Here is a 12,397-nt window from a genome sequence, read left to right as displayed (position 1 = left end):
ATGGTAGCCATTCGCTGTGCCGATGCGCATCCATCGGTGGATGAGCAGGTCGGCTCAGGCTGCGTTGTGACGGTTGTCGAACAGTGCCAGGCCAAGGCCCCTGGCTTGTTCGAGCAGCGCCTCGGCGTGCGCGCCTTCGCTGTCGGCGAGCAGGGTCGAACTGAGCACCTGGGCCCCGCAGTAGTCGAAGATGCCATGGTCGATCTGTACCCGCATGGCCTCGGCGTAGCCGTGACGGGCGAAGGTGGTGGCGTCGGCGCCGGCCAGGCCGACCAGGTGCACGGTCATGCCGCGCAGGCGTTTGCGCGTGCTGCCGTCGGCGGCCTGGTCGAAGGCCCAGCCATTGCTGAATACCCGCTCGACCCAGCCCTTGAGCAGGGCCGGCAGCGACCACCAGTAGATGGGGTAGACCAGCAGCAGGGTATCGGCGCGCTCGATGCGCGCTTGCTCGGCCAGCACATCGGCCGGTGGCTTGCCCTGGCGCCGGTGTACGGCATGGTCGGCCAGGCTGAAGCGTGGGTCGAAGCCTTCGCTGGCCAGGTCGGCGAATTCGCTGGTATGGCCGCTGGCGTGCAAGCCGGCGGCGATCTGCCGGGCAAGGGCGTGGGTGAGGGAGGCGGGGTCGTGATGGCCGATGACGATCAAGGCATGCATGGTGGATCTCCGGAAACGGGGTGCGGGAGAGCTGCGAGCGCTATATACTCACAGTAAGTTACCCTTGGTAAGTTACTTTTGGTAGGTAATCAATGTCAAGCGAGCACAAACCTGTGGCGCGTAAACGCCTGTCGCGCGACGAGCGCCGCCGGCAATTGCTGGATGTGGCCTGGCAACTGGTCCGTGAAGAGGGTACCGATGCCCTGAGCCTAGGGCGTCTGGCCGAGCAGGCCGGGGTGACCAAGCCGGTGGTGTATGACCATTTCGAAACCCGTACCGGGCTGCTGGTGGCGTTGTACCAGGAGTACGACGCACGCCAGACGGCGATGCTCGAGCAGGCCCTGGCGGGTTGTGCCGCCGACTTGGCGGGGCGCGCCTGGGTGATTGCCGAGGCTTATGTGGATTGCGTGACCACCCAGGGGCGGGAGATCCCCGGGGTGAGCGCGGCGTTGGCCGGGTCCCCGGAGATGGAGGCGCTCAAGCGCGGCTATGAAGGGCCGTTCATGGACAAGTGCCGACAGGCCCTGGCGCCATTCGCCCCGCAGGGTGAGATCGGCGTGGCCGGGCTCTGGGTATTGGTCGGGGCGGCGGATGCGCTGTCACTGGCGGCGGCGTCCGGCGAACTAGGCGCGCAAGCGGCCAAGCAGGAGTTGCAGGCGACCATCGTGGCGATGGTGCTGCGCCAGTAAGTGTTGGGGGTGGCGGGACACCTGCGCCCTTTGGGCTGCGCTGTCGCATACAGCACTGCCCCCTGTAGGAGCGGCCTTGTGTCGCGAAAGGGCTGCGTAGCGGCCCCGGCAATCTCGATAATGGCTCGGTATCCGGGGCTGCTACGCAGCCCTTTCGCGACACAAGGCCGCTCCTACAGGAGGAGCGACCGGCCCCAGCCTTACAACCGCGTCACCCACTTGCCGACACGGCTGCCGTCCTTGAGCTGACGCAACGCCACAGGCAGCGTTTCGAAGGCGAAGTCCCGGCGCGCCGGCGCCAGCAGCCGGCCATCGGCGACCGCCTGCAACAACCGCTCACCCTCGGCTTTCAGTACCTGACGGTCACGCAGGCGACCATGGGCATGCACGCTGTTGAGGGCCACTTCATGCAGCGAGATCGCGCTGCTGAAGGCCGGCAGCGGCGCCTGTTCCTGACGGTCCTGGATGCACACCAGATGGCCGTTGTAGCCCAGCAGGTGGGCCAGGCTGGCTGCGTGGGCAGCGCTGACGGTGTCGAACAGGGCATGCAAGGGGCGCTCGCCCAGTGCATGGCGCAGCTCCCCTTGCCAATCACCTGACTGGTAGTCGAACACCTCGGCCACGCCCAGCTCGCGCAGATGGGCATGGTGCTTGGGCGCGGCGGTGGCCCATACCTGCAAGCCACGCTGCAGCGCCAGCTGGACCAGGTAGTACGCCACCGCGCCGCCCGCGCCGATCACCAGCACATCGCGCGAGGCGCCCTCGGCCACTTTGGCCAGCGCTTGCCAGGCGGTCAGCGCCGGGCATGGCACGGTCGCTGCGGCAGCGATGTCGAGGTTGGCGGGTATGTGCATCACCAGGTTGGCGTCGAGCAGGCAGTGCTCGGCGAAGCTGCCATCGCGCGACAGTGATTGGTGGTAGGCAACGCGGCCACCCAGCGGCAGGTCGACACCGTCACCGACGGCGACCACGATTCCGGCGCCGTCGACACCGGGCACGGTGCCCTGGCGCCAGTCGGCGTGGCCCCATTCGCAGATCTTCCAGTCCACCGGGTTGAGGGCGATGGCCTGGTTGGCCACCAGTACCTGGCCGGGGCCGGGCATGGGCAGGGGTTTGCGGATCAATTGCAGGCCGTCGAGGCCAGCACCCGGGGTCCAGCCCCAGGCTTGATGGTCATTGGGCATGGTGGGTCCTTGTGGCAGGGAATGGCGGGGAGGCTAGCGCGCTAGGGGCGGGGAGAAACAGTGCGTCTGCTGCCAAGGTGTCTTGAATAAAAGTCAGCAATGCCTGGGAGCGGCATCGCCCGCTCCCAGGCATCCTCAGATCCAGCCCTTTCGCGGCACAAGGCCGCTCCTACAGGACGGCGCGATCACCTGTAGAAGCGGCCTTGTGCCGCGAAAGGGTCGCAAAGCGACCCCGGCAAATCCAAGTCGGACGTCAATTCACAGCACCTTGAAAGGGCTGACCCTCAGATCGCCATGCTGTCGACCACGCCGCCGTCGACCCGCAGGGCCGCGCCGGTGGTGGCGGAGGCATAGGGCGAGGCCAGGTACACCACCAAGTGGGCCACTTCGTCGACTTCGGCGGCGCGCTGGATGATCGAACTTGGGCGGGCGGTACGCACGAAATTGTCGGCTTCGTCACGAATGCTGCGCCCGGAAGCCTTGGCCGCGTCGGCGACCAGGGCGGCGACACCGTCGGTCAGGGTCGGGCCAGGCAACACCGCATTGACGGTGACGCCGGTGCCAGCCAGGCGCTTGGCCAGGCCGTGGGAGACCGCCAGGTTGGCGCTCTTGGTCACGCCGTAGTTGATCATGTCGGCCGGGATGGCAATGCCCGACTCCGACGAGATGAACAGGATGCGACCCCAGCCTTTTTCCACCATGCCCGGGGCATAGTGACGGGCCAGGCGCACGCCGGACAGCACGTTGGTTTCGTAGAAGCGTGCCCATTCGCTGTCCGGCACTTCGAAGAAGTCGACGTCGTCGTAGATGCCGAGGTTGTTGACCAGGATATCGGCCCGGGGATGCGCGGCGAACAGGGTCTCGGCGCCGGCGGCGGTGCCCAGGTCGGCGACCACGCCGTGTACCTGGCCACGCCCGCCCAGGGCGCGCAGTTCGGCCAGGGCGGCATCGACCGACTTCTGGCTGCGACCGGCGATGACCACGTCGGCATGGGCGCGGGCCAGGCCGCGGGCGATGGCCAGACCAATACCGCCGGTCGAACCGCTGATGATGGCGGTGCGTCCGCCGAGGTCGATGTTCATGGAATGGCTCCTGTAGATGTGAGTTGCATCGATGGGAGACAAGGCTAGTCGCGCATTCCAAGACTGTAAAAGACGCAATTGGACTGAGTTGAGACCTATGCGGTCTTTTTGAGGGTTTCCACGTCTTCGGCCAGGGCCAGTACGCGCTCCCGGAAGATGCCCACGATTGGCCGCAGGTCGACCTGATGCCAGGCCGCCCACACCTGCACGCTAGGCTGGAACCAGTCGAGTCGGCGCAGCACCACCGACGGGCCGACGCTGGCACTGAGGCTGCTCTGCACCATGGCCAGGCCCAGCCCGGCGGAGACCAGGCCGAGCACGCTCAGCGGGTCGGTGGCTTCCAGGGACAGGCGCGGGGTGAAGCCGGCATCGCCGCAGCGGGCGATGAAATCGTCGCGCTTGTTGGCCTGGTCGGGTTGGCCGCCGGTGATGATCCACTCCTGTTCATGCAGGTCGTCCGGGGTCAGCTCGGTCTTGCACGCCAGTGGATGCTGGGCGGGGATGGCCAGCAGCATCGGGTCGTCGAACACCGGCTGCGAGCGCAGGTCCGGGTCGTTGACTGGCGGCGGTTCGCACACCAGGGCGATGTCCAGACTGCGCTGACGCAAGCCTTCGAACTGTTCCTTGGGCGTCATGTTGTACAGGGCGATGTGGATCTGTGGTCGTTCACTGCGAATCGCCCGCACCGCGCCGGGCAGCACGCCGGCATGGATGGCGTGGTTGACGTAGCCGATGCACAGGCCGCCTTCTTCGCCGCGGCCCAGGCGCTTGCCCAGCGATTCCAGGCGTTCGGCGTGCTTGAGCAGGCCACGCGCTTCGCCGAGGAAGGTGCGGCCGTCGTTGGTCAGGTACAGGCGCTGGTTGCGGCGCTCGAACAAGGCCAGGCCGAGGTTGTCCTCCAGCTGGGCGATCTGCCGGCTCAGGGGCGACTGGGAAATGTGCAGCTGTTCGGCTGCGCGGCCGACGTTCTCGCATTCGGCGACGGCGACGAAGTAGCGCAGTTGACGTAGATCTTGCATAAGACCTCCAGGGACTTGTATGGCGGCAATTATGTCCTTTTGGGTCTTTTGTTAACAGTGCCGGTTGTCATCAATCCGCCTCCTACATCTAGGCACGATCTTGATGGCTATCTTTGCTTGCCGGTCAAAACTCATTGTCCCGCCGCCGTCTTTTTCCTGTCCCCCTGCGAGCCCGAGAATTCACCCATTCCAATTGCACTGGTGATTTTCACATGCCACTCGCCTTGTTAGCTCTCACCCTCGCCGCATTCGCCATCGGCACCACCGAGTTCGTGATCGTCGGCCTGATCCCGACCATCGCCAACGACCTTGCCGTCACCCTGCCTTCGGCTGGCCTGCTGGTCAGCCTGTACGCCCTGAGCGTCGCCATCGGCGCGCCGCTGCTCACCGCCATGACCGGCCGGGTGCCGCGCAAGCTGCTGCTGGTCGGGCTGATGGCGCTGTTCACCGCCGGCAACCTGGTGGCCTGGCAGGCCCCCAGCTATGAATCGCTGATCATGGCGCGGATCCTCACCGGCCTGGCCCATGGCGTGTTCTTCTCGGTCGGCTCGATCATCGCCACCAGCCTGGTGCCGAAGGAAAAAGCCGCCAGCGCCATCGCCACCATGTTCAGCGGCATGACCGTGGCCTTCGTCACCGGTATTCCGCTGGGCACCTTCATCGGCCAGCACTTCGGCTGGCGCGTGACCTTCCTGGTGGTTGCCGCCTTCGGCCTGGTGGCGCTGATCGGCGCGCTGCTGTTCGTGCCCAAGCGTATCGCCCACAGCGAGCCGGCACCGCTGCTGCGCCAGTTGCGGGTGATGCTGCAACCACGGCTGCTGCTGGTCTACGCCATGACCGCCGTCGGTTATGGCGGCTCGCTGGTCGCCTTCACCTTCCTCGCCCCGATCCTGCAGGACATCGCCGGCTTCGGCGCCAACAGCGTGGCCCTGGTGCTGCTCGCCTACGGCGTGTCGGTGGCCCTGGGCAACATCTGGGGTGGCCGCCTGGCCGACCGCAAGGGCCCGGTGCAGGCGCTGTCGATCATCTTCGCGCTGCTGGCCGTGGTGCTGATGGTGCTGACCTTCACCGCGCCGCACCCGGTCCTGGTGGTCGCCACCGTGCTGGCCTGGGGCGCCGTCGCCTTTGGCAACGTGCCGGGCTTGCAGGTGTACGTGGTGCAGCAGGCCGAGAAGGTCGCGCCGGACGCGGTCGATGTGGCCGCCGGCTTCAACATCGCCGCTTTCAACCTGGGTGTGGCGGGTGGTTCCTGGGGCGGCGCGCAGGTCGTGCAGCACCTGGGCCTGGGCCACACCCCCTGGATCGCCGCGTTGGTCACCCTGGGCGCGCTGGCCCTGACCGTCTACAGCGGCCGCCTCGACCGCCGGGTGCCCGCCCAACCGCAACCTGTGATCAGTCGCGCCTGAACCTGCCGAATACCTCTACCGGAGAACCTGAACCATGAACCAAGATCCGCTGTTCCAACCCCTGCAACTGGGTGAACTGAGCCTGCCCAACCGCGTGTTGATGCCGCCGATGACCCGCTCGCGCGCCGCGCAACCGGGCGATGTGCCCACCGCGCTGATGGCCGAGTACTACGCCCAGCGCGCCAGTGCCGGGCTGATCGTCAGCGAAGGCACCTGGATCGCCCCGTTGGGCAAGGGTTATGCCCGTACCCCTGGTATCCACACCCAGGCGCAGATCGATGGCTGGCGCCTGGTCACCGACGCGGTGCATGCCGCAGGCGGGCGCATCTTCGCCCAGCTCTGGCATGTGGGCCGCCTGAGCCACAGCAGCCTGCTCGCTGGCCAGCCGCCGGTGTCGTCCACCGCGCGCCAGGCCGAAGGGGTCAGTGTATTCATCGACAACGCCGACGGTACCCCGGGCTTCGTCCAGGCCTCCAAGCCCCGTGCGCTGGACGAGGCCGAGATCGGCCAGATTGTCGAGCAGTACCGCCAGGCCGCGCGCAATGCCATGGCTGCTGGTTTCGACGGGGTCGAGCTGCATGCCGCCAATGGTTACCTGGTCAACCAGTTTCTCGATTCCGGCGCCAATGACCGTACCGACCGCTATGGCGGTTCGTTGGAGAACCGCTTGCGCTTTCTCGATGAAGTGACCCAGGCGCTGGTCGATGGCACAGGCGCGGCGCAGCGTGTCGGTGTGCGCCTGGCCCCCTTGACCACTCTCAATGGCTGTGTCGATGCCGATCCGGTCACCACCTACACCGCCGCGGCCAAGCGTCTGGGCGAACTGGCCATTGGTTACCTGCATATTGCCGAGGCCGACTGGGACGATGCGCCGGACATGCCGGTGGATTTCAAGCAGCAGCTGCGCGCGGTATTCCCTGGGGTAATGGTGTATGCCGGCAAGTACAGCGCAGAGCGTGCGCGCCAGGCGCTCTGCGAAGGATGGGCCGACTTGATCGGCTTTGGCCGGCCGTTCGTGGCCAACCCGGATTTGCCACAGCGGCTGCGGGTGAATGCGCCGTTGGCCGAGCACGAGCGGGCCACGCTGTTTGGCGGGGATGCGCGGGGGCTGACGGATTATCCGGTAATGGCTTGAGGGCTGTCTGTGGGAGCATCAACTGCTAAAGCTAGCGCGGTCGCTGTGGGAGCGGCTTCAGCCGCGAACACCGGCACAGCCGGTGCCAGGCACCGCGTCGTTTGCTTCGCGGGTAAACCCGCTCCCACAGGTGTGGTGCATGCCCTGAGGTCGGCGCGGTCCCTGTGGGAGCAACTGTCTTGCTCAACTGCTAAAGCTAGCGCGATCCCTGTGGGAGCGGCTTTAGCCGCGAACACCGGCGCAGCCGGTGCCAGGCACCGCGTCGCCTGCTTCGCGGCGGTGCGGCGGTCCGACAAGCCCGCTCCCACAGGTGTGGTGCATGCCTGAGGTCGGCGCGGTCGCTGTGGAGCAGGTTTATCGCGGTGCCTGAGTCTCCAGCAAGGCCGGCTCCTGCAACGGCGATGAGGCGGCGTTACACCTTGAACTGCGCCACCATCCCATTCATCTCCACCGCCAGGCGCGACAGGTCCTGGGCCGCCGCGCTGGTCTGGTTGGCGCCGGCCGAGGTCTGCATCGCCAGGTCGCGGATATTCACCAGGTTGCGGTCCACCTCCCGTGCCACCTGCGCCTGCTGCTCCGAGGCGCTGGCGATCACCAGGTTGCGCTGGTTGATCGAGGCGATGGCGTCGGCGATCAGCTCCAGGGCCTGGTCGGCTGCCTGCGCCACTTCCAGCGTGCCGCTGGCACGACCCTGGCTGCTGTGCATGGCACTGACCGCGCGCTCGGTACCGTTCTGGATACCACCGATCATCTGCTCGATCTCCGCCGTGGACTGCTGGGTGCGGTGGGCCAGCGCCCGCACCTCGTCGGCGACCACCGCGAAACCACGCCCGGCTTCGCCGGCACGGGCCGCCTCGATGGCGGCGTTGAGGGCCAGCAGGTTGGTCTGCCCGGCAATCGAACCAATCACATCGAGTACCCGGCTGATCTCGTTGGCGCTATTGGCCAGTTGCTCGATCTCATGGGATGTTCCGGTGACATCGTTGACCAGGTGCTGGATCGAACTCAGCGCCTGGTTGACCTGGTCGCGCCCGTCTCGGGTGGTCTGGTCGGCGCCCTTGGAGGCATCGGCGGTGCTCACGGCGTTGTTGGCCACTTCCTCGACCGCGGCGGTCATCTGGTTGACGGCGGTGGCCGCCTGGTCGATCTCGGCGCTTTGCTGGTGCAGCCCGCGGCTGGTGTCCTCGGTGACGGTGTGCAGCTCCTCGGAGGCCGAGGCCAACTGGTCGGAGGCGGCGGCGATCTGCCGCAGGGTATCGCGCAGGCTGTGTTGCATGCGGCTCAGGGCGCGCAGCAACAAAGCCGGTTCGTCGCGGCCGGTGACGGTGATGTCGCGGGTGAGGTCGCCGGTGGCCACCCGTTCGGCGACGGCCACCGCGTCGGCCAGGGGGCGGACGATGCTGCGGGTGAGCAGGGTGGCGATGGCCACCAGGGCCAGCAGGATCAAAGCCAGGGTGGCGACGATCAGGCGCAAGGCTTCATCGGAGGCATCGCTGCTGCGTAGCGAGGCCTGCTCGGCGCCTTTGGTGTTGTAGTCGATCAGCGCGGCCAGGGCTTGCATCATGCTGTCGGCGTATTCGGCCAGCGGGCCGTTGATCAGGCGCCGGGCCTCGTCCAGCTGATCGTCGGCGGCGGCATCGCGGATGGCTTTCTGCTGGGCGTGATAGCGCTCGCTCAAGCCCATGAAGGTGCTGAACAGGGCGCGGTCGTCGGCGGCGATGATGGTTTTCTCGTAGGCCTTGAGGTCGTCTTCGAGCTGGCGGTTGACCTCGACGATCCTGGCCAGGGTGGCGTGCCGCGCGGCGGCGCTTTCCTCGAGGACACTGCGCAGGGTGAGGGCGCGGGCACGGCCGAGGTTGCTGCTGACTTCGCCCAGGGCGAGGACCGCGGGCATCCAGGTGATCCGGATCTCGTCGGTGGCGCTGTCCATCTTGCGAGTTTCGTAGAGGGCGACCAGGCCCATGGCCAGGACCAGGATCCCGAGCAGGGTGAACAGGCTTGCTGCCCGAATGCCGATCTTCATGTTCCGAAATTGCATGCGACGCTCCTTGACGGTGGCAGGCAGGCGTCAAGAGCGCGGCTTTACCGGGCTCGGTGGGTCAGGCTCTCGATGCGCTGCGAAGGGGTTATATCCTCACGGTTCATGTTGTTTTTTTCAGGATGATGACATAGTGCCACTATTATTGACCAGTCGTTCAATGTAATGACGAATACAAAAAGGCCCGTCACTTGCGTGACGGGCCTTTGCTATTTGGTCACTCAGACGATCGCGATCGACGGATCCGCCGCCGCCAGTGCCTGGTCACGGTCGGCGGCCGGTGGGTAGATCCAGACCGTGTTGATCTGCTGCTTCATCGACTTGCCTTCCTGGCCCTGCAGTTTGAGCTCGCGCTCCCAGCCTTCGCTGAACGTCGCGCCCCACTCGCCGAGGTCGAGGCAGGTCACGTACTTGGGCTGGCGGTACACCACCGGCTCCAGTCCCAGCAGGTCGGCCATGGCGTTGTTGCCCGAGTGGCGGCCCATGGGGATGGCGTGCTGGCAGGTCATCAGCGCGTGGTTGCCGATCTCGTCCACCGCCGCCCAGGCCACGTCGCCGGTGGCATAGATATGCGCCTGGCCGATCACCTTGAGGTGGTCATCGACCCGCAGGCGGCCGAGGCCGTCACGCTCGCCTTCGACCTGGGCGGTGAGCGGGCTGGCCTTGACGCCAACGGTCCAGATCACGGTCTTGCTGGCGATGTAGTCACCGTTGTCGAGGGTCACGCCGCCGGCATCCACCGCCACCACCGAGGCACCGGTCAGCCACTGCACGCCGGCCTGCTCCGAGGCGGCAATGATCGATGGCGTGATACCGGCGCCCAGCGCCGCGCCAACGCTCGCGCCACGATCGACCAGCACGACCCGGGCCTGGCCTTCACCGAGCAGGGCGCGCAGGCGGGCGGGCATTTCGGTCGCGGTTTCGATGCCGGTGAAGCCACCGCCGCAGACCACCACGGTATTGCGCGCCGGGCTGGCTGGCTGTTCGGCCAGGCTTGCCAGGTGCTGTTCGAGGCGCACGGCCGATTCCATTTGGTCGACGTCGAAGCTGTGTTCGGCCAGGCCCGGTACGGCGGGGCGGGCGACCTGGCTGCCGGCGGCGAGCACCAGGCGGTCGTAGCCGATCTGCTGGCGCTGGCCCTGGGCGTCGACATAGCCGACCTGGCGCGCCTGGCTGTCGATGTGCTCGGCGTTGCCCTGGATGAAGTCCACGCCGACCACCCCGAGCAAGTCCGACAGCGGTGCTTGCAAGGTGTGCGCATTGGCTTCGTAGAAGCGTGGGCGGATGCGCAGTTGCGGTTGCGGGGCCAGCACGCTGATGCGCACGTCGTCGCGCTGGGCCTGGTCGAGCAGGCGGGCGGCGCTCAGGGCGCTCCAGACGCCGGCGAAACCGGCACCGATGATCAGGATGTGAGAGGTCATGAAGGGGCTCCGCAAGGTAGGGGACGAGGGTTCGATCAGGTGTTGGGCATCTGTCGAATAACTGCGACTTTATTGGTCGTAGTTTTGTGCGGCAAGTGTTTTTTTCTTGAACGGCCGGCCTCGGGCCCTGTGAGTTTGGCTGTAGCCCATGTGAAATGGAGCTTCCAGGGATTTGAAATATTGACGAATGGCCGAGGCAGGTTTTGCCAGGGGAGGAGGAAGCGCGTACTATTTGCGACAAATTTGGTCGGAGATTGACATGTCGCTGTACAGTGCCGGCGTCGAGTACGGCATCCATTGCCTGTTGTTCCTGGTCGATGAGCGCGGTGACAGCCGCGAGTCGAGCGTGCGCGACCTAGCCGAGCTGCAAGGTGTGCCCCAGGAGTACCTGGCCAAGGTATTCACCAAGTTGGCCCGGGCCGGGCTGGTGGCGGCCACCGAGGGGGTACGCGGCGGTTTCCGCCTGGCCCGGCCGTCCGACGAGATCACCGTGCTGGATATCGTCAACGCCATCGATGGGCCGAAGAAGCTCTTCGACTGCCGAGAGATCCGCGAGCGCTGCGCGGTGTTCGAGGGTTCAGCGCCGCGCTGGGCAACCGAGGGCACCTGTGCCATCCATGCGGTGATGCTGGGGGCACAGAAACGCATGGAGGAAGCCCTGGCGCAGCAGACCATCCTCGACCTGGCGCGGCGCTTCGGGCGCAAGGCGCCGGCCGAGTTCGGGCAGCAGGTCAATGACTGGATGAGCGAGCGCCGTGAAGGGAAGGGCGGCGATATTCCGCTACGTCAGGAGTAGCCTTGGCGCGGTGCTGCCTCCAGGGTGGGGGCGCGGCCTTCGTGTTGCTTGCGATAAGCGCCAGGTTGCACGCCCACGGCCTTGGCGAAGGCCCGGGTGAAGGCCGCCACTGACTGATAGCCCACTTGCGCCCCCACCTGCTCGACGGTATTGCCGGCCTTGAGCAACTGACCGGCATGCCGCATGCGCAAGGCCAGCAGCACCTGCCCCGGCGACTGCCCGGCCAGTTCGTTGAAGCGCTTGAAGAACGCCGAGCGCGACAGGCCGGCGCAGGCCGCCATGCTTTCCAGGGTCCAGGCCTGCCCTGGCGCCTTGATCAGTTGCTCCAGCAACCCGGCAAAGGCCGGCTGGCGTGCCAGGGCGACCAGCCCACCGAGCGATTGCCCGGCATGCACCTGCTGGCGCAGCACATACAGGAACAGCAAGTGGGTCAGCCGCTCCAGCAATGTCTGCGAAGGCTGCGGGGTGCGCCGGCATTCCTCCAGGATCAGCCCGAACAACGCCCGCGCCGCACTGCCCGCCGGGTCGTCGGCGCGCAGCACGATCCAATCCGCCAGCCCTTCGACGATCAGCGACGAAAGCCCTGACTGGAAATGAAAGAAGCCACACACCAGGCCCACGCCATCGCTGGCCGTACTGTCCAGCGCCTGCATCGGCTGGCGCGGCTGGGCGCAGGCATCGGCCGGGCTCTGGTCGCTGGACAGTCGGTAGGCCAGATCACGCAGCAGGAACACCGCGTCGCCGCTTTCCAGGCGCAGCGGTGCGGGCTGGCCATCGATGTGCAACCAGCAATGCCCCTGCACCACCAAATGGAAACTGGCCCGGCCCATGCCCTGGGTGCTGGCGTGCCAGCCACCGCAGTAACGGCCGACATGGAACAGGCTGGCATCGAGCTCGAGGCCTTCTAATAACCAATCGACAAGATGGCTGGATGAAATCATCTAATGCAAAGACTCTGGAGCAAGGAAAGGCG

The 12,397-nt window shown here is 66.4% G+C and carries 11 protein-coding genes; 4 read left to right on the top strand and 7 right to left on the bottom strand.

What is annotated here, in order from left to right:
- Positions 1-54: 54 nt before the first annotated feature.
- Entirely contained in the window at positions 55-654 is a 600-nt protein-coding gene (locus HU772_RS14975; protein ID WP_186662054.1) for an NAD(P)H-dependent oxidoreductase, read from the bottom strand.
- Between the two features lie 92 nt (positions 655-746).
- Here HU772_RS14975 and HU772_RS14970 point away from each other — a divergent pair, with 92 nt between their 5' ends.
- Entirely contained in the window at positions 747-1,343 is a 597-nt protein-coding gene (locus tag HU772_RS14970; protein ID WP_186662055.1) for a TetR/AcrR family transcriptional regulator, read from the top strand.
- A 200-nt stretch (positions 1,344-1,543) separates the two neighbouring features.
- Here the strand turns inward: HU772_RS14970 and HU772_RS14965 are convergent, their stop codons facing one another.
- The 3 genes from HU772_RS14965 to HU772_RS14955 all read right to left on the bottom strand — a co-directional run bounded on the left by HU772_RS14965 (position 1,544) and on the right by HU772_RS14955 (position 4,628).
- A complete protein-coding gene (locus tag HU772_RS14965) occupies positions 1,544-2,527 on the bottom strand; it encodes a zinc-binding dehydrogenase (RefSeq protein ID WP_186662056.1) in 984 nt (327 codons plus the stop codon).
- Between the two features lie 284 nt (positions 2,528-2,811).
- Positions 2,812-3,609 carry an SDR family NAD(P)-dependent oxidoreductase gene (locus HU772_RS14960; protein WP_186662057.1) on the bottom strand — a complete coding sequence of 266 codons (798 nt, stop codon included), beginning with the start codon at positions 3,607-3,609 and terminating at the stop codon, positions 2,812-2,814.
- 95 nt (positions 3,610-3,704) lie between these two features.
- Positions 3,705-4,628 (bottom strand): LysR family transcriptional regulator, encoded by a 924-nt coding sequence (locus HU772_RS14955; protein ID WP_186662058.1) that lies wholly within the window; start codon positions 4,626-4,628, stop codon positions 3,705-3,707.
- Between the two features lie 212 nt (positions 4,629-4,840).
- Between HU772_RS14955 and HU772_RS14950 the strand changes: the two genes are divergently transcribed.
- Both HU772_RS14950 and HU772_RS14945 read left to right on the top strand, forming a co-directional pair.
- On the top strand, positions 4,841-6,034 hold the full coding sequence (locus HU772_RS14950) for an MFS transporter (RefSeq protein ID WP_186662059.1): 1,194 nt from the start codon (positions 4,841-4,843) through the stop codon (positions 6,032-6,034).
- A gap of 34 nt (positions 6,035-6,068) precedes the next feature.
- Positions 6,069-7,169 (top strand): alkene reductase, encoded by a 1,101-nt coding sequence (locus HU772_RS14945; protein ID WP_186662060.1) that lies wholly within the window; start codon positions 6,069-6,071, stop codon positions 7,167-7,169.
- Positions 7,170-7,581: 412 nt separating this feature from the next.
- Here the strand turns inward: HU772_RS14945 and HU772_RS14940 are convergent, their stop codons facing one another.
- Both HU772_RS14940 and HU772_RS14935 read right to left on the bottom strand, forming a co-directional pair.
- Positions 7,582-9,192, bottom strand: a complete 1,611-nt coding sequence (locus tag HU772_RS14940; protein ID WP_437182442.1) for a methyl-accepting chemotaxis protein — start codon at positions 9,190-9,192, stop codon at positions 7,582-7,584.
- Between the two features lie 236 nt (positions 9,193-9,428).
- The gene (locus HU772_RS14935) at positions 9,429-10,628 is read right to left on the bottom strand and encodes an NAD(P)/FAD-dependent oxidoreductase (protein ID WP_186662062.1); all 1,200 of its coding nucleotides are present in this window, start codon (positions 10,626-10,628) and stop codon (positions 9,429-9,431) included.
- Between the two features lie 259 nt (positions 10,629-10,887).
- On the opposite strand from HU772_RS14935, the gene HU772_RS14930 reads away from it, so the two are divergent.
- Complete coding sequence (locus HU772_RS14930) at positions 10,888-11,424, top strand: RrF2 family transcriptional regulator (protein WP_186662063.1); 537 nt, start codon at positions 10,888-10,890, stop codon at positions 11,422-11,424.
- On the opposite strand, the gene HU772_RS14925 is transcribed toward HU772_RS14930, so the two are convergent.
- A complete protein-coding gene (locus HU772_RS14925; protein ID WP_186662064.1) occupies positions 11,415-12,365 on the bottom strand; it encodes an AraC family transcriptional regulator in 951 nt (316 codons plus the stop codon). The genes HU772_RS14930 and HU772_RS14925 overlap by 10 nt on opposite strands.
- Positions 12,366-12,397 lie beyond the last annotated feature (32 nt).

The organism is Pseudomonas xantholysinigenes (assembly GCF_014268885.2).
Lineage (GTDB): Bacteria > Pseudomonadota > Gammaproteobacteria > Pseudomonadales > Pseudomonadaceae > Aquipseudomonas > Aquipseudomonas xantholysinigenes.
Note: the sequence above shows the minus strand (reverse complement) of the source record. Positions and strands in the feature narration are given on the sequence as shown.